Source organism: uncultured Imperialibacter sp. (assembly GCF_963974565.1).
Lineage (GTDB): Bacteria > Bacteroidota > Bacteroidia > Cytophagales > Cyclobacteriaceae > Imperialibacter > Imperialibacter roseus.
This window is the reverse complement of sequence record NZ_CAXBCJ010000019.1, coordinates 92,851-110,637: the sequence shown is the minus strand read 5'-3', so window position 1 is coordinate 110,637 and position 17,787 is coordinate 92,851. Positions and strand designations below refer to the sequence as shown.

At 46.7% G+C, this 17,787-nt stretch carries 12 protein-coding genes; 10 read left to right on the top strand and 2 right to left on the bottom strand.

Annotation, left to right across the window (positions count from 1 at the left end):
• The first annotated feature begins 25 nt into the window (after window positions 1-25).
• Window positions 26-2,578 (top strand): ATP-dependent Clp protease ATP-binding subunit, encoded by a 2,553-nt coding sequence (locus AAC052_RS22030; protein ID WP_339784893.1) that lies wholly within the window; start codon window positions 26-28, stop codon window positions 2,576-2,578.
• A 251-nt stretch (window positions 2,579-2,829) separates the two neighbouring features.
• Here the strand turns inward: AAC052_RS22030 and AAC052_RS22025 are convergent, their stop codons facing one another.
• Together AAC052_RS22025 and fabG are read right to left on the bottom strand one after the other, a co-directional pair.
• The gene (locus AAC052_RS22025; RefSeq protein WP_339815519.1) at window positions 2,830-4,917 is read right to left on the bottom strand and encodes a hypothetical protein; all 2,088 of its coding nucleotides are present in this window, start codon (window positions 4,915-4,917) and stop codon (window positions 2,830-2,832) included.
• 156 nt (window positions 4,918-5,073) lie between these two features.
• A complete protein-coding gene (gene fabG, locus AAC052_RS22020; protein ID WP_317489500.1) occupies window positions 5,074-5,820 on the bottom strand; it encodes a 3-oxoacyl-[acyl-carrier-protein] reductase in 747 nt (248 codons plus the stop codon).
• A 41-nt stretch (window positions 5,821-5,861) separates the two neighbouring features.
• Here fabG and AAC052_RS22015 point away from each other — a divergent pair, with 41 nt between their 5' ends.
• The 9 genes from AAC052_RS22015 (at window position 5,862) to AAC052_RS21975 (ending at window position 17,782) form a co-directional block, all read left to right on the top strand.
• Window positions 5,862-7,037, top strand: a complete 1,176-nt coding sequence (locus AAC052_RS22015; protein ID WP_339815518.1) for a hypothetical protein — start codon at window positions 5,862-5,864, stop codon at window positions 7,035-7,037.
• 75 nt (window positions 7,038-7,112) lie between these two features.
• Window positions 7,113-8,507 carry a dihydrolipoyl dehydrogenase gene (gene lpdA / locus AAC052_RS22010; RefSeq protein WP_317489502.1) on the top strand — a complete coding sequence of 465 codons (1,395 nt, stop codon included), beginning with the start codon at window positions 7,113-7,115 and terminating at the stop codon, window positions 8,505-8,507.
• Window positions 8,508-8,517: 10 nt separating this feature from the next.
• Window positions 8,518-9,078, top strand: coding sequence for a sigma-70 family RNA polymerase sigma factor (locus AAC052_RS22005; RefSeq protein ID WP_317489503.1), 561 nt, complete (start codon window positions 8,518-8,520; stop codon window positions 9,076-9,078).
• Window positions 9,068-9,865, top strand: a complete 798-nt coding sequence (locus AAC052_RS22000) for an anti-sigma factor (RefSeq protein WP_317489504.1) — start codon at window positions 9,068-9,070, stop codon at window positions 9,863-9,865. Before AAC052_RS22005 ends, AAC052_RS22000 begins: the two co-directional genes overlap by 11 nt.
• A gap of 355 nt (window positions 9,866-10,220) precedes the next feature.
• Window positions 10,221-12,668: an ABC transporter permease gene (locus tag AAC052_RS21995; RefSeq protein WP_339815517.1), complete on the top strand. Its 2,448-nt coding sequence runs from the start codon at window positions 10,221-10,223 to the stop codon at window positions 12,666-12,668.
• Window positions 12,669-12,972: 304 nt separating this feature from the next.
• Window positions 12,973-13,572, top strand: a complete 600-nt coding sequence (locus AAC052_RS21990; RefSeq protein ID WP_339815516.1) for an RNA polymerase sigma-70 factor — start codon at window positions 12,973-12,975, stop codon at window positions 13,570-13,572.
• Between the two features lie 24 nt (window positions 13,573-13,596).
• The gene (locus AAC052_RS21985) at window positions 13,597-14,619 is read left to right on the top strand and encodes a FecR domain-containing protein (protein WP_339815515.1); all 1,023 of its coding nucleotides are present in this window, start codon (window positions 13,597-13,599) and stop codon (window positions 14,617-14,619) included.
• On the top strand, window positions 14,604-16,364 hold the full coding sequence (locus AAC052_RS21980; RefSeq protein ID WP_339815514.1) for a DUF4974 domain-containing protein: 1,761 nt from the start codon (window positions 14,604-14,606) through the stop codon (window positions 16,362-16,364). The genes AAC052_RS21985 and AAC052_RS21980 overlap by 16 nt, the downstream gene beginning before the upstream one ends.
• Window positions 16,365-16,495: 131 nt before the next feature.
• Complete coding sequence (locus AAC052_RS21975) at window positions 16,496-17,782, top strand: hypothetical protein (protein ID WP_339815513.1); 1,287 nt, start codon at window positions 16,496-16,498, stop codon at window positions 17,780-17,782.
• Window positions 17,783-17,787: the final 5 nt, after the last annotated feature.

Genomic DNA, 17,787 nt, shown 5'->3' with positions numbered 1-17,787 from the left:
ACTCTAATACAGGATATACCATTTTATGGAAGCAAAATTTTCTAATAGAGTCAAAGAGGTAATTTCTCTAAGCCGGGAAGAGGCGCTTCGTCTCGGGCATGACTATATAGGCACTGAACATTTATTGTTGGGAATGATTAGAGAAGGCGAAGGTGTAGCTGTGGGCTTGCTGAAGAAACTGGGTGTTTCTCTGGAGGAACTTCGCACTGCGCTGGAGCAGGCAACCAAAGGCACTGCCACCAGCAACGTAAAAAACCTAGCCAATATACCCCTGACCAGGCAGTCAGAGAAAGTGCTTAAAATCACCTATTTGGAGGCCAAAATATTTAAGAGCCAGTTGATCGGCACTGAGCACTTATTGCTTTCCATCCTGAGAGATGAAGACAATATAGCGACTCAAATTCTTGAGAAATTTGACGTAACATACGAAGTCGTGAAAGAGCTATTGGAATATCAAACAGAAAATCCGTTGGCATCGTCAGACACTGACGATACTGACGACGATTCCTCTTCAAGAATATTTGGCAGCAGCGGAAGTGGGTCTGCCGGAAGAGGAGAAGCTGGTGCGGCAAAAGGCGGGGAGAAGTCCAGAACGCCCGTACTCGACAATTTTGGCAGAGACCTGACCAAAATGGCCGAGGATGACAAGCTCGACCCAATTGTGGGCCGTGAGAAAGAAATTGAAAGGGTAGCACAGATACTGAGCCGTCGTAAAAAGAATAACCCCATTCTGATTGGTGAGCCTGGTGTTGGTAAAACAGCCATTGCTGAAGGCCTTGCGCTGAGAATCGTTCAGAAGAAGGTGTCGAGAGTGCTCTTTAATAAAAGAGTGGTGACGCTTGACCTTGCTTCATTGGTGGCTGGCACAAAGTACCGTGGGCAGTTCGAGGAGCGAATGAAGGCTGTGATGAATGAGATAGAGAAATCACCTGACGTGATTCTTTTCATTGATGAGTTGCATACCATAGTAGGTGCGGGTGGTGCATCGGGTTCGCTTGATGCTTCCAACATGTTCAAACCGGCTTTGGCCAGGGGCGAAATACAATGTATCGGAGCCACTACGCTTGATGAGTACCGCCAGTATATTGAGAAAGATGGTGCGCTTGCCCGTCGTTTTCAGGTGGTGATGGTGGATGCCACTACAGTGGAAGAAACCATGCAGATACTGAACAACATCAAAGACAAGTATGAGTCGCACCACCATGTGAATTACACACCTGAGGCAATTGCATCCTGTGTGACTTTGTCCGACAGGTATATCAGTGACAGGTTCCTGCCCGATAAGGCCATTGACGTGATGGATGAGGCTGGTGCCCGTGTTCATATTAACAATATCCATGTTCCTGAAGACATCGTGCAGTTGGAAGAGCGGATAGAAGATGTGAAGAAGGAGAAGAACAGGGTGGTAAAAAGCCAGAAGTACGAGGAGGCAGCGCAGCTAAGAGACAAGGAGAAGAAGCTGATAGAGGAGTTGGAAAATGCCAAGACTCGCTGGGAAGAAGAGACTAAGTCGAAGCGTTATGCAGTGGACGAGGAAAGCGTAGCGGAAGTAATAGCTATGATGACCGGCATTCCTGCCAGCAGGGTAGCTCAGAAGGAAGGCAATAAATTGCTGAAAATGGGTGAAGAGCTGGCTGGCAAAGTAATTGGTCAGGAAGAGGCCATCAAGAAGCTCGTAAGGTCTATTCAGCGTACCAGAGTAGGCTTGAAGGATCCTAAGAAGCCCATCGGTTCTTTTGTTTTCCTTGGCCCTACAGGTGTTGGAAAAACCGAACTGGCAAAAGTGCTTTCTACTTACCTTTTCGATAAGGACGATTCGTTGGTGCGCATCGACATGAGCGAATACATGGAGAAATTCTCGGTATCGAGACTCGTGGGAGCGCCTCCGGGATACGTTGGCTATGAAGAAGGAGGTCAGTTGACAGAAAAAGTGCGCCGCAAGCCATATGCTGTGGTGCTACTCGACGAGATCGAGAAAGCACACCCTGATGTGTTCAACATCCTGTTGCAAGTGCTCGATGACGGTATTCTTACTGATGGGCTCGGTAGAAGAGTCGATTTCAGAAACACCATCATCATCATGACATCCAATATTGGTGTGCGTGATTTGAAGGATTTCGGAGCAGGCATTGGTTTTGCCACTCAGTCGAGACAGAACAGCATGGATGAGGTGATGAAGTCGACCATCCAGAATGCTTTAAAGAAGACCTTCAGCCCTGAGTTCCTTAACAGGTTAGACGATATCATTATCTTCAATAGCCTCGAAAGAGAGCATATTCATAAGATCATTGACATCACACTTGGTAAACTATTCAAGAGAATCACAGACCTTGGCTATCAGGTGGAACTGACGGAAAAGGCAAAGGATTTCTTATCTGATAAAGGGTACGATCCACAGTATGGAGCGAGGCCGCTGAACCGGGCCATTCAGAAATACCTGGAAGATCCGGTGGCTGAAGAAATTCTTAGAGGTGAAATTGAGGAGGGGGACGTTATCCTTGCAGATCATGTAACCGACGCCGAGCAGTTGGTTATTTCACTGAAAAAGAAGAAAGTAAAGAAAGAAAAGAAAGAGTAACTGAAGTAAATACTCAAATAGAATTAGCTAAGCCAGAGGTCTCACTTCTGGCTTTTGTTTTTTAATGGCGGCCCGAATATTTTCTGGCCAGCTACTTCTGCCACCACCAGACTACAAAAGTTTATGAAGAAAGCCCTGGGTAGTGGCTTGCAGCTTAGTTGGAAGGGGTATTTACGTCACCTGACCCAAACCAAACTTTTGTAGTCTTTATTCAAATTAATCCCGGTTTAATCAAGTGATGAGGATCTTTCTCAATAGCTGCCCGAATATTTTCGGGTAAACCACTCTGCTGACAGCAGCACCAGGAGGATAGTGAAGATCCACCAGAGATGAATAATCGGAAGGTAGTTTTCTGAACTGTAAATCCTGCCTTTTGGTTGCAGTGCAGTGAGGTCGGCGATCATAGCGTCAACCTGATTAGCTGCATAAAACTTACCCCCAGTGCTTGCTGACAACTCTCTCAAAACATTAAAATTGGCCGTTAGCTGCAGGTTTTCCAGGTCGAGCTTTCTTATAGTAAACTGACCCGAGGCAAGCTCCTTGTTCCCGTTTACCATGGCACTGGCTTCAAACCTGTAAATACCATCTTTCAGTCCATTGAGCCGGAATCGGGTATTTCCCGGCGCCGTAGTATAGTTGTAGTTGGTTACGCTTCCATCGGCATAGGTCAACTTTAGCTCCACCTCTGTGCCATAAACAGGCTCGAAGACGTCGTTATAGGTTTCAGTTTGAAAAATGATCTGCTCGTTGTCGAAAAATTCAGTTTTTGTAGTGTACACCCGAAACTTCCTTTTGTCTTCTTTAGAGCTCAGGTATTGTACCGTTTTCAGCACGAGATTATCAAATGCTACATAATTATCTGTTCTCGAGTACTCCTGCATGCGCCATTGCCAAAGGCCTTCACCTAAAGTCACCGCTTGCTTGGGTAGCTGGTTTTGCGAGAAAAACCACATGGGCCGGGGTGTGGTAATAGCGCCTACTTTCTGAAACAACGCCACAGCAACGCCACCGCTGATTTGATAGTCACCGTATGGAACTGTCACCGGGGTGTAGTAAGAATTGACTATGCCCTTCCACTCACTTTCGAACGTGAAAAGTTGAAAGGCGTCATTGTATGCCGGCCTGACCTGGTCCGACTCATTCCTTGTCCTCTCTACCTTAAAGAGCGTGTTTTGGTCGTTGGCCTCCGCCCACAAAGTGGTGCTGCCCAGTACATACCAGGCACTCATGTTTTCATTCTTCACTCTCTCCAGCAAAGCAGTCAGTCTTCGCTGTCTTTCGAATGGTGAGATAAGGATAACAAGGTCAAATACATCGGTGGGCAGCTCTTTGTCCACCATTGGCACGTAGGTTTTTACCTCGTAATTTTCATTTTTCGATATCGCAGCCTTAAGGGCCTTGATGTCTGGGTGGGGAGCGCCGGAAGCGATGAGGATTTTTTCTTTGCCCTCTACAATGTCGATGTATATGTCCTGCCGGTTGTTGGAAAGAATCGTTTCTTCAGGATGGGTAGATACCTGAACTACGTAGTGCTGAAGGCCTTGCTGCTCGGCGGGCACCTGAAAGTCGGCGTTGAGAAGCTCACCACCATCGCCTTTTATTCTTTGCGTGCTGATTATTTTCCCGTCTTTTAAAATGGAGACTTCCAACTCTCCTGTTTCAATGCCTTGGTTAATTACCTCTGCCCGCACCGGGAAAAGATTTCCCTGATAAGCGATTTTGTTGAACTGAACATTGTTCAAAATAAGATCCTTTACAGGAATTGTGTCTCCAACGCCCAGCGTATAAACTTTGCCGGTAAAGTTGAGATACTGGGGAGCCATGCCCTTGTTGTAAATACCATCGGATACTATCAGTGCACCAGCAAAGGCTCTCCCTTCGAATTCGGTTTGCCACTCTCTAAGAAGCGTGGATAGGTCGGTTGTTTTCTGATCAAAAGGTGTACCCTCAAATTTTGAAAGCTCTTCGTTGCTGAGGTTCCTTCTTTCTACCGTAATGTCTTTAGCCGCCAGTGCAGCCGCCAGCTGATCCACTTGCCTGGACACGGCCAAAAGCTGAGTAGAGTCTAAACCGCTGGCAACCGAAGTGGAATTATCGAGGGCAAGAACAAAAATGGGTTCCTCTACCTGATTAAGTACAAGCCTGAGAAAAGGGCTGAGCAACAGAATGGCCAGGAAGCTCACCAGCAGAAAACGAATGCTGAAAAGGATGCGGTTTGTCAGTGTTGACCAGGTTGATTTTTTCTGGTACAGCAAAAAAGCATAAAGCAAACCCAAAGCACAGCACGCCAAAATCCACCAGGGGGAATGTTCGAACAGTAAATTATTGTTTTCTGTCATTTGGCTCTTTAAGACACATCAATGATAACGAAGTGCACCGCAAAAGGGTGTTGGAAGTTACTGTAAATTTGGTGAGCGGCACGCTGGGTTATGTTAACCGGTAATCGGCGATGAGTGACCGGTGTGGTTGCAAAGCCGATTACCGAGTCAAAGGTTTTAGGTCAGCAGGCCACCATCGACCTGGATCACCTGGCCAGTAATGTAGGTTGACATGTCGGAGGCAAGAAAGATACAGGCATTGGCCACATCTTCGGGCTGGCCACCCCTTTTCAATGGAATGGCATCTCTCCACGACTGCACAATCTTCTCATCCAGCACGTCAGTCATTTCTGTTTCTATAAATCCTGGTGCAATCGCATTGGATCTGATATTGCGGGAGCCGAACTCAAGGGCCACTGATTTGGTGAAGCCTATGATGCCTGCCTTGGAAGCAGCATAGTTCGCCTGGCCTGCATTTCCTTTGAGGCCAACTACGGAAGTCATGTTGATGATGCTGCCGCTCTTTTGCTTCAGGAATGGTTTCGTGGCCGCTTTTACTGTATTGAAACAAGACTTCAGGTTCACCTGAATCACCTTGTCCCACTGCTCTTCGCTCATTCTCATCAGCAATGTGTCGGCTGTGATGCCGGCGTTGTTGACCAGCACGTCGAGTCTTCCAAAGTCGGTTACCACTGCGTTTATCAACTCTTCAGCCGCCTGAAAGTCGCTGGCATCAGATCTGTAGCCTTTAGCAGTTACACCTTTTGCCGACAACTCTTTTTCGAGCGCCTGGCCTTTTTCTACACTTGACAGATAAGTAAAAGCTACGGTGGCGCCTTGCTCAGCAAATGCCATTGCAATAGATTTACCAATACCTTTTGAAGCGCCGGTAACAAGGGCGACTTTTCCTTCCAATAGTTTCATTGTCTGTATATTTCTGGATAATGCATCAAAGAAATAAAAAGTTGACTAAGTATCTAGCCCAAATTGATAATAAATACACATGGATCATTCCATTTTTGGTTGGTACATTGGCATGCTGCACCCTCGTTTACGCCGTTTGGTGCGGGCTTGGTCTTACTTACGATTCGCATAACTATTTATCGGCAGCGAGGGCGATTGCGGAGGGGCGTCCAATGGAAACGCAGCTTGGCGCTAAGTATGTTGCACAGCCACCTTTGTTTCCAGCAATTCTTTCTCTTTGGAATGGGAACCTGTCCTTCAGCAAGGTTTTTAATATCGTTTGCTATGCAGTTACGCTCATTTTGATCTGGAAACTGATTGATATTGTACTGTGCAGTTTTAGCTATAAGGTTCTTGCATGTTTTTACATTTTTCTCTCAACCCCGTTGCTTTTAGTGCATTCCTTTTTATGGAGTGAGCCATTCTTTCTAGTTCTGATTCAGCTGATCATCGTCACACTCTATTTCCACGGTGAAACAAAAAGTGTGTATTTGTTTTATGCACTTATTCTGTTGTCGTTGCTCCTTTGTGCTCAACGAAACGCCGGTGTATTCATAGTGTCCAGTATTTTTCTCACTTTCTTTTTAGAGGAGAGTTCTTTTGTGAATAGGATAAAAATTGGCATTGCTTTTCTGACTTCGTCTTCTGGCTTCTTCCTCTGGAACCTCTATGGTTTTTCCCGAGAAGGGGGAGGGTTTCTGGATGCTGGATATTTACAAAACGTGGGTGGCAACATTTTGGAATATTCAAGTGCTATTGGCGTTTGGTTTGTGCCAGGCACATCCAGCCACTATGTTGTAGTTGCAGCAGGAATTCTCAGTTTGTGGTTCGTTATTAGTATATTCTTTTCCAGCGAGCCCATTTCACCAAGGCTAACATTTCTTAGACAATTATCAACCATTCCTGTTGTTTACGTGCTTGGCTTTGTAATTCTGGGCAAACCAGTTGCTAGTGACGCAGAAAGGTTCCTTGCCGGGATTTTTCCTGTGTACTCAGTTGTTGTGTTCCAAGCAATTGAGAGAATGCAGATAAAAGGTAAAAAGTGGCTCATTCTGCCAGTGGCTATTATACTTTTGTACGGACTCCTCCGGACTGGAAATAATGCCAAAAGGTGGAATGAATCCAATTGTGAGAATCCAATTTCGCTGTCTGGTAATAACTTTTGTATGGTTCCATGAAAGATTTTTTTCTCCAGCCAAACGGTTTAAATTTGCCGCCAGACTATATTTTAAAATTGACATAAACATATTCAAATGGCTACGAAATACGATTTGATTGTTATTGGGAGTGGACCCGGAGGCTATGTGGCCGCTATCAGGGCCTCTCAACTGGGAATGAAAGTAGGTGTGGTAGAACGTGACGAGCTGGGCGGAATTTGCCTCAACTGGGGCTGTATACCTACCAAAGCCTTACTGAAAAGTGCCCAGGTATTTGAATATATCAATCATGCCAAGGACTACGGCATCTCAGTAAAAGGCGCCGAGGCCGATTTTGACGGGATGGTGAAGAGAAGCCGGGATGTAGCCAACGGAATGAGCAAAGGCATCCAGTTCCTTTTCAAAAAGAACAAAATCGATCACATCGAAGGATTCGGTAAGCTGAAGAAAAACAAGACAGTTGAAGTAACTGCCAAAGACGGCAAGAAGACTGACTACCAGGCTGACCATATCATAGTGGCAACCGGAGGTCGTTCACGTGAATTGCCGGCATTGCCCATCGATAATGAAAAAATTATCGGCTACAGAAAGGCCATGACTCTTGATAAGAAACCACAGAGCATGGTGGTGGTTGGCTCGGGGGCTATCGGTGTAGAGTTTGCGTACTTCTACAAGTCAATTGGCGTGGATGTTACTATCGTAGAGTTTCTACCCAATATTGTTCCGCTCGAAGACGAGGAAGTGTCGAAACAATTGGAGAGAATCTTCAAAAAAGCTGGCATGACCATCATGACCAACTCGGAAGTAACCAAAGTTGACACCAAAGGCAAGAAGTGCAAAGTGACTGTGAAAACGCAGAAAGGTGAAGAAAACCTTGAGTGCGATGTGGTACTGTCTGCCGTAGGGATTTCTACCAATCTTGAGGGAATAGGCTTGGAAGACGTGGGCGTTGCTACCGACAGAGGTAAAGTGCTGGTAGATGACTACTACAAAACGAATATCCCGGGCATTTACGCCATCGGCGATATTGTGAAGGGCCAGGCGCTGGCGCACGTTGCATCTGCTGAGGGTATTATCTGCGTAGAGAAAATTGCAGGGCATCATCCTGAACCGCTGGATTACAACAACATCCCTGGTTGTACCTACTGCTCACCAGAAGTGGCTTCTGTAGGCTACACCGAAAAGGCTGCTAAAGAAGCCGGGTATGAGCTCAAAGTTGGCAAGTTTCCATTCTCGGCGTCAGGCAAAGCCAAAGCTGCTGGCGCAGCCGACGGATTCGTGAAATTAATTTTTGATGCCAAATATGGCGAGCTCCTCGGTGCCCATATGATTGGCGCCAACGTGACAGAAATGATCGCTGAAATTGTTACGGCGAGAAAGCTGGAGACCACTGGTCATGAAATTATCAAGTCGGTACACCCTCACCCGACCATGTCGGAAGCGGTGATGGAAGCAGCAGCAGCTGCTTACGACGAGGTAATCCACCTGTAACAGACCGTAGTTGAGCGGAAGAACCGTCTATATCATCCCGGAAGAAGAGTTAGTCCGCCGCATTCAGGTAAAGGATAAGCTGGCCTTTGAGTATCTGTACGACAGATATTCAAAGGCTATTTATGGCGTTATCTTCCGAATCGTAAAAAGTGAAGAGGTAGCCTCTGAGGTACTCAACGATGCCTTTTTGAGGTATTGGGAGCGCTCTGAGAAATACGATTTTGCTAAAGGCAAGCTGTATACCTGGATGGTGAATATTGCCAGGAACCTGGCTATTGACAAAACAAGATCCAAAGAATTTTCACAGTCAGGTAAAACTGATTCGGTCGAGTCCTTCGTATATGCTGAGGTGGCCCTGCCAATGGAAGAAATGAAAGTGGATGGCATTGGCGTAAAAGAATTGCTCAGCAAACTAAAACCCGACCAGGCCGAGATTGTAGACTTGATGTACTTTCAGGGATACACTCAATCGGAAATTGAAGAGAAGTTCAATATTCCTCTCGGCACGGTGAAAACCAGGCTAAGGGCAGGCATGACATTGTTAAGAAAATTACTAAACGTTGACAAGTAAAGAATTCATCGAGTCAGGGATACTGGAACTTTACGTTCTGGGCACGCTCTCAACAGCTGAGCAAGCTGAAGTGGAGCGTATGTGCGCTGAGCACCCCGAGGTGAAGGCTGAACTTGAGGCTGTTGAGCAGGCGATGGAGTTGATGGATCAGGAGTTGGGAATGGCGCCGCCAGTGTCAGTCAAGCAAAAGCTATTTGACACTCTTCCCGAGTCTGCCCCATTAGGGAAGCGGATACATCTTCAGCCAGCTGGCGAAACAAAGAGTAACTGGATGATGGCGGCATCGGTGACCATTGCCTTACTCTCATTTGCAGCAGCACTATTCTACTTCCAAAGATATAGCAGCGTCAGTGGAGAATACGAAGCGCTGGTTGCTCAGAACAGCATGATGGCTCAGGAGCTTAATCAGGTGAAGAACTCGCTTGACCAAAACGAGCAAATGCTGGCCCTTGCAACAGACGAGAGCACCAGGAGAATTCAACTGAACGCCACAAAAGAGGACTCCAACCTTCAATTGTTTGTTTATTGGAACACCACCTCGGAAGAGGTCTACCTTGACCTGGGCAATTTGGGTACACCTGGCGATCAGCAGGATTATCAGCTTTGGGCCATTGTGGAGGGTAAGCCTGTTGACATGGGGGTTATTGATTTTACTAACCCCAATAGTCTTGTTAAGATGAAGAACATCAAAGGAGCTGTAGCGTTTGCCATCACCCTTGAGCCCAAAGGAGGGCTGGAGTCACCAACACTGGAGAACATGGTGGTGCTCGGGCAAATAGCCACCTGATTTCAGGCACAGAGAAATCCAAAACTATTTCATACTTCGTAAATGACCGCAATACTCCGGAAGTGGCCAGGAAGAGTATGTTGATTGTGACTATGCAGGCTTGGGTTCATTGAAAAAGGTGGGAAGTGGCTAACGCACAAGAAGAGCTTTACCCAAGCTGAAAAAGCCATAGGTTACTAATGCTGGAAGATCCCGCCACTCGGTGGGATTTTCTTTTTACACTGTCCGATATCAGACACCTGTGCTTGATACTGGAATTGGCAAGGCGAGGCGTTTTTTTGTAATTAACTGAAAAGCAATAGATTACAGTTTGGTACAATGGTTGTCTTGCTTGGTTAGACAAAAATTTAAGGATATGCTAAAGAACATTCTAACCGTCGCTATCAGGAACCTGCTCAAGCAGCGCTTTTACTCCATTCTCAATGCGTTTGGATTGGGAGTAGGGCTGGCAGTGTTTATGGTTATTTCTCTTTATATCGATTACCAGTTTAGCTACGATGGATTCTATGAAAAGGGGGATAGACTTTACAGGATCGATCAGACATTTATCTGGGGCGATGCATATCCGACATTTGGCTCTACGGGGCCGGGTGTTTCCGATGCCATCCGCACCGATATCCCCGGCGTGGAGCAGACGGCGAGGGTGTATACGGTGGGTGACAGGGTCGTAAGTGTGCCATCTCAGCAAAACGCCGTTGCGTATGAAGACAACGGCGTGGGTGCAGTGGACTCCACCTTCTTGCAGCTATTCACCTTTCAAATGATCGCAGGCGACGCTTCAACCGCTCTTGATGAACCGTTTTCAGTAGTCATCACCCGGTCTTCAGCGCTGAAGTATTTTGGCACAGTTGACGCTTTGGGACAAACGCTGAAAATGACAGACGGCAGAACAGAGGGGCTTTACAAAGTCACCGGAGTAATGGAAGACGTACCACCCAATAGCCATTTCAGTTTTAATATCCTTGCTTCTATGTCGTCGTTCCCCGAGGTAGCTGCCCGAAATACAGCGTGGTTTTGGTCTGGCTTTGTCACGTATGCCCTGTTGAAGGAAGGTGCAAATCCAGAGTCAGTCAGGGAAGCTATTTTTGACCTGCCAAGCAAAAGAGCAGGCCAGGCGTATGAAACCATCACCTCTGGTGGCAAGCCCTGGCATTTGTACCTTGTGCCTTTGTCGGATATATGGCTGCACTCGGTAAGCTCCCCCAACAGACTGGGCCCAACAAGCAATATCCTCTATGTGTATGTGTTATCAGCAATAGCCATTACGGTGCTTGTGCTGGCCAGTGTTAACTACATGAACATGGCCACAGCACGATCGGTCAGCAGGTCAAAAGAGGTGGGTGTGCGTAAAATGATGGGCGCATTGAAAGAGCATCTGCTTTTCCAGTTCCTGGCTGAGTCTTTTATTCTGGTAATATTCTCGTCCGCCCTCGCAATAGGCCTTGTTGAGCTTTGCCTTCCTTACTTCAACAGTCTGGCTGGAATACAGCTGTCCACTCTTGGTCTTTTTGATAGCGGGATGAAAATCATTTTCCTTCTGATAATTATTGTTTCCACCGCTCTTCTTGCCGGCGCTTATCCTGCGTTTTACATGGCTCGTTTCAGCCCTATTCAGGCACTTAGAAAGCAAAACAAGGTGGGCAAGGGTGGCCAGCTGCTTCGTGGAGGCTTGGTGGTATTTCAATTTGCCATTTCCATCACACTGGTAGTGCTGTCTTTTATCGTGTACGACCAGATTACTTATTTGCAAAATAGAGACATTGGCTTTGACAAGAACAACCTGATCATTGTGCCGCAGGTGCAAAGAATGGACTCAGTAAAGAGGGTGTCGTTCAGAGAAGTACTTAGCAACAATCCTTCGGTTGCTTCGGTGGGCATGTCTACGTCGGTTCCTCCCAATATATGGGATGGTGACAGCTTCACTACCGAGGATGACCCCGAGAATGAGCAGCCGATAAACTACATGAACGTGAGTAATAATTACTTGCAGACCCTCGGTGTTGAAGTGCTGCACGGCCGAATCTTTGAAGAAGGATTCCAGGCCGACCGTACGAGCGTTGTACTGAATGAAAATGCAGTAAAGGCCCTTGGTTGGAACAATGATGAGACTGTGATCGGCAAAAAGCTCCTTTACTGGGATACCCGCTTCAACGTCATCGGTGTGATTAGAGATTTTAACTACTGGACGCTTGACAGCCCGATACAGCCGCTGGCAGTATTTCCTTATGGGGCACCCATCACCCATCAGGAGACACATTTTCTCTCAGTCAGACTGAAGCCGGAAAATAATCAGGCTGCCGACGTAAAAGACTTTCTAAGCTTTTTATCATTACAGTGGGATGAATTTGCACCCGGCTTACCATTTAGCTACCAGTTTACTGATGCCATGTTTTTCAGCGCTTTCGAATTTGAGCAGCGCCTGGGTCAACTGTTTTCTGTATTCACCGGTTTGGCTATACTAATTGCATGTATGGGCCTACTAGGGCTGGCTTCCTACATGGCAGAAGTGCGCAACAAGGAGATTGGCATCCGGAAAGTGTTGGGGGCGTCGGTCAGTCAGCTTGTGGTGTTAATGGGTAAGGATTTCGCCCGGCTTGTGATCATTGCCTTCGTTATCTCTGTGCCTCTTGGCTGGTGGGCGGCTAATGTATGGCTGCAAAACTATCAGTACAGAACAAGCATCAATTGGCAGGTCTTTGCTTACGCCGGATTGAGTGCCCTGGTTTTGGCCATTCTCACAGTAAGCTATCAGTCGGTAAAAACCGCTTTCAGCAACCCTGTTGATATTTTGCACGAAGAATAGTCTTGCAAAAGCTTGAACTTTGTAAAGCCGGGGCGTTCCCGGCTTTTCTTTTTTTGCGGGTGGCTGTTTTTGGTTTCTTAGCAACAGGCCAATCGCATTTAAAACAAATTCCACATTTTACTTTCAAAGCTGTTTATTACCCCGTTCCACGTCGGCTGTCCTTAAGGGTGAAACAGCTTCGAAATTCTTCTTTTCCCTTTAGGGCCAGGGTAAAAGAGAAGAATTTCGACAGGATGGTTTAAAATGCGATTGCCCTGTTCTTAACAATGGAGCCAACCTGTTTTTGATATAAAACTCATTATTATTGCAGGAAATCACGCAGAAACTGTCAGATCAGATAGAACATACTGCCCATATTGTCAACGTCGCTGACGAAAAAGTCTTCGAGGGTATTTTCCGTGAATATTATTCAGGGCTGGCTTCGTTTGCCCTCAAATATGTCAAGGATACGGAAATAGCCGAGGAAATTGTGCAGGAGCTTTTCAGCGATATGTGGATCAAAACAGATCTGCTGAAAATCAAAACGTCGATAAAGTCTTACCTTTTTGGGGCCGTCAGGAATGCCTGCCTCAATTATATCAAGCACCAAAAGGTAGAGCAGAAGTATGCCGACAGAACAAGGTACGTGGCACCTGTTGGAGAGTCTACCGACTTTCTGGAACTCGAGGAGTTGAAAGAAAAGATTGCCAGTGCTATGGATAAAATCCCGGAAAAATGTCGGGAGATATTTGAGCTAAACCGGTTTGAGGGCAAAAGATATAAGGAAATTGCCGACGAACTGAACCTGTCGTTGAAGACCGTGGAGAATCAAATGGGTAAGGCTTTGAAGATCATGCGGGAAGAGTTAGGCGAGTATCTGCCTGCGGTTTTATTGTTTCTGTTTTTGCATGGGGGTAAATGGTAATCTTGTTGTCGAACAAATGAAGAGATGAGTAAGCAGAGTCCACATATAGTCACCAACGAGTTGCTCGCAAAGTATTTTGCCGGCGAAGCGTCTGATGCTGAGTCAGCGGCTGTGATGACGTGGGTTGCTGAGTCTGCCGCAAATGAAGAGGATTTTGTTCAGCAAAAAATGCTTTGGGAAGACCTCGGAGCTGTGATGACGGACGACGCAACGACACACACATCGTTTGATGTAGACGCTGCCTGGGCCAACGTAAAAACAGCCAAAGCGACCGCCGTCAGCAACCAAAGGAAATTGGAAAGGCGAAATCCGTGGATTATGTGGATTGCAGCTTCCCTGGTTCTACTCGGTGGCATCACTTATTTCTTGCGCAGCTATTTTGCCGAGGTGCAGATGACCGAGGTAGCTTCAGCTTCGGAGATAATAAATGTTGACCTTCTGGATGGTTCCCACATCACCCTGAATGAAGAAAGTATTATTCAATACCCCGAGGAGTTTGCTGCCAATCTTCGGCAGGTGAACTTGAAAGGAGAGGCATTTTTTGAAGTGGAGCCCGATACCGTTAAGCCTTTTGTTATTCATGCCGGGCCTGCTATCATCACGGTGCTTGGTACCTCATTCAACGTCAAGAGTTCGGCAATGGAGGACACGGTTGCAGTCTTTGTGGCTACCGGAAGAGTCTCTTTTTCCGTGGGCACGCAGGAAGTTATCCTAACCCCGGGCGAGAAAGCTACGTACACAGCCAAGTCGGGACTTTTGGCCTCTACTGGTGGGTCTACTTCAACCGGAGTAGATCAGTTTTGGCGAACCCGTCGGCTTTCCTTTGCTGGCCATTCTCTCCCAGACGTGATAGATGCTATTGAAGAGGCCTATTTTGTAGATATTGAGCTCGAAAATGAGCAAATGGCTAACTGTCGCCTATCCGTAAACTTTGAAAATGACTCTTTGAACAATATCCTTGATGTGATTGCGCTCACGCTCGACCTGAAGGTTAGTAAAAGTGGAAACGTCATTCTTTTAAAAGGAACGGGATGTCCGGAAAACTGATTTTTTTAACACTTTTTTTGGTGGCGGTTGTTGGTAGGGCCTGGTGTCAAAACCTGCTTGACCAACGGCTGTCACTAAACTTCACTGATCTCCCGATTGGGCAGGCGCTTACTGAAATCTCGAATCGGGCCGACTGTAGATTTTCCTATAACCCGGATCTGCTTCCAAACAAAAACATTACTGCCAGCTTTCAGGAGACTTCGCTTGAGGAAGTTTTAAAAAAAACGCTTGGAAAGAGCTTTGATTACAAAGTAAGGGGCAGCTACATAATTATTCAGCCAGTGGCAGATAAGCAATCCCACAAGTCCAATATTGAGTTTGTGGGCGAAGTTGTAGATGCCCGCACGGGCAGAAGCCTTGCCAATACAAGTGTTTACGATGTAAATAACTTATCATCGACCCTTTCCGGCGAGGATGGTTCTTACAAGCTGTCCACCTTTTTTCAGGACGGCGTGACGGCTTTCGCCATCAGCAAAGAGAACTATAAAGACACGGTAATCAGGATTGTTAATCAGCAGATAGCGCCGGTTAAGATTGAGCTGCAGCCATTGGAAGCAACCGAAGAAACCAGAGACAGAACACTCCGGCGTTTCATTGATTCTTTGAACATTGTCCGATTTTTGGTCAACCGAAAAGCGAAGCAGCATATTCGCAACGTCGACATGGTCGAGCAGCGCTGGGTTCAACTGTCACTGTTGCCTGTGGTAGGAACTAACGGACTGATGGCCGGCAAAATCGGGAACAATGTTTCGTTGAACGTTTTTGCAGGATACAACCATTCGGTTAGTGGAGTTGAATTGGGTGGGTTCTTCAATGTGGATAGAATGGACGTAACGGGTGTTCAGGCCAGCGGATTTGGCAACATTGTGGGCGGCGAAATGAATGGGGTACAGGCATCTGGTTTTGTCAACCTTACCCCCTCTGGAGGGAAGGGCACGCAGCTTTCCGGCTTTGTTAACCATGCTGGTACTCGTTACACGGGCCTGCAGGGTACAGGCTTTGTGAATGTGGCCAACAACATCAATGGCGCACAGCTCTCAGGATTCACTAACTTTACACTGCTCGACATGAACGGTGTTCAGGGGACCGGCTTTGTGAACATGGCAGGAAGGGTGAGGGGTATTCAAGGGGCTGGCTTCTTGAATATGGCCACCGCTGTTAATGGCGTTCAGGCTTCCGGTTTTATCAATATGGCAGGAACCGTCAATGGTCTTCAGGTGGGTATTGTAAACGTTGCAAAAAAGGTTGAGAAGGGGGCCACCATCGGTATTCTTAACTTGGTGAAGGAAGGATTTCACGCCTTTGACGTGAGCGCCAACGACATAACGGATCTGAATTTCTCCTTCCGATCCGGCACGAAGCATTTCTACACCTTGTTAACGTTTGGCGTTGTTCCTCAGGAGAGCACTATTTGGTCGATGGGGATCGGAGTAGGAACAGAGGTGGACTGGACTGAAAAAATCTATACCGACTTTGAGCTTTCAACAAACACTGTGCAACCAATGGATACCTGGATTGAAGACGGCCCCAGCGACTACCGCTTCCAGGTCAATTTCGGATTTAGGCTGTTGAAATGGGCTTCGATCAATGCTGGCCCTGTTGTTCATTTCTTTAATTATTCTTCAGATAGTGAGGCGCTGGATCTTTCCACAAAGTTTGGCGGACGACCACTTTTCAAATCTTCTGGCGCAACTTCCAACTCTAAGGTTTGGGTAGGCTATACTGCCGCTTTGCGCCTTTTTTAGCCTGTTTGGCTACATAATAGTGCTCTTAAAAATATTTTCCTGTTTTTTTTTCATCTGCCCGTGGGGGTAGAAGCGACTTTAATTTCCATAGGGGAAAGAGAAATTAAATAGAACTCTAAAGAATTAAAGTCATGAACTCAAAATTTTTTTTATCGATGATGCTCCTTGGTTTGGTAACCTTTGCGAGTAGTGCACAAGAGTCTTCAAACGAAGATCAAAAAAGCGACGTAGCTGAAGAGATCATCAGCGAGCAGGCACTCCAGGTGTCGTTTATTCCGGTGCTGGGTACCAACTTCAGGCCCTATGGCCAGTCACTCAACAATGTTTCGTTGAACATTTGGGCAGGCTACAACTACGGTGTAAATGGTGTTGAACTGGGTGGATTTGTTAACGTGGATAGGTCAGACGTGAAGTACCTGCAGCTATCGGGCTTTGTAAACCTTGTGGGAGGAAGCGTTACAGGCTTTCAGGGAGCCGGTTTTGTAAACGGTGTCAAACAGCAGGTGACAGGAGCCCAAATGGCAGGCTTTGTCAATATGAGCAAAGGTTTGACTGGGGTGCAAGGTTCAGGTTTTGTCAACTATGCCCATGGTGATGTAACCGGTGGCCAGGGGTCTGGATTCGTGAACTATGCCCACGGCGATATTACAGGCGTGCAGGGAACCGGCTTTGTGAACTTTGCACTGGGTGATGTTGTCGGAGCACAGGGCTCAGGTTTTGTCAACTATGCAAAAAGCGTAAAGGGTGTGCAGGGTGCCGGTTTTGTTAACTATGCCAACGATTCTCTGAAAGGTGCTCAGCTCAGCGGGTTTTATAACCATGCGAAAGAAGTGAATGGTGTGCAGGCATCTGGCTTTGCCAACTACACCAAAACGCTGCGGGGCTTTCAGTTCGGTATTGTCAACATAGCCGACACAGTTGAAAAGGGCGCAACCATTGGTTTGCTTAATATCGTGCGAACTGGTAAGCACGAGGTTGCCCTGAGCTACAACGACATCACCGATATCAATGCAGCGTTCAGGTCGGGAACTGATAAGTTTTACAGCGTACTTGAAATCGGCATTCAAACTGGCGACAATCCCCTGTGGGCGGTAGGTGCGGGTTTCGGCACACAATTTAAACCAATCAAAGACAAGTTTGTCACAAGCGTTGAGCTTGCCTCTTTTGGGGTAAACAGAGTGGATGATTTTCAGGACGACCTCAACCAGGTGACCAAGCTATCAGTCAACGTGGGCTACAAAATTTTCAAAACCTTATCAGTGAACGCTGGCCCAATATTGAATATATCCACTTCCCGTTCTGTCAATGCTGATGGCAGCTATGGCCTCGGCCTCGGTGAGAATGGATTTTATGACCAGACTTTTTCGGGCACAAACGTGAAGGCTTGGGTAGGCTATCATGTTGGGGTGAGGTTTTAATACCT

Excerpts from the sequence above, each read along its gene's own strand:
- AAC052_RS22030 (WP_339784893.1), top strand. The coding sequence starts at position 26 with ATGGAAGCAAAATTTTCTAATAGAGTCAAAGAGGTAATTTCTCTAAGC.
- AAC052_RS22025 (WP_339815519.1), bottom strand. The coding sequence starts at position 4,917 with ATGACAGAAAACAATAATTTACTGTTCGAACATTCCCCCTGGTGGATT.
- fabG (WP_317489500.1), bottom strand. The coding sequence starts at position 5,820 with ATGAAACTATTGGAAGGAAAAGTCGCCCTTGTTACCGGCGCTTCAAAA.
- lpdA (WP_317489502.1), top strand. The coding sequence starts at position 7,113 with ATGGCTACGAAATACGATTTGATTGTTATTGGGAGTGGACCCGGAGGC.
- AAC052_RS21995 (WP_339815517.1), top strand. The coding sequence starts at position 10,221 with ATGCTAAAGAACATTCTAACCGTCGCTATCAGGAACCTGCTCAAGCAG.
- AAC052_RS21985 (WP_339815515.1), top strand. The coding sequence starts at position 13,597 with ATGAGTAAGCAGAGTCCACATATAGTCACCAACGAGTTGCTCGCAAAG.
- AAC052_RS21980 (WP_339815514.1), top strand. The coding sequence starts at position 14,604 with ATGTCCGGAAAACTGATTTTTTTAACACTTTTTTTGGTGGCGGTTGTT.
- AAC052_RS21975 (WP_339815513.1), top strand. The coding sequence starts at position 16,496 with ATGAACTCAAAATTTTTTTTATCGATGATGCTCCTTGGTTTGGTAACC.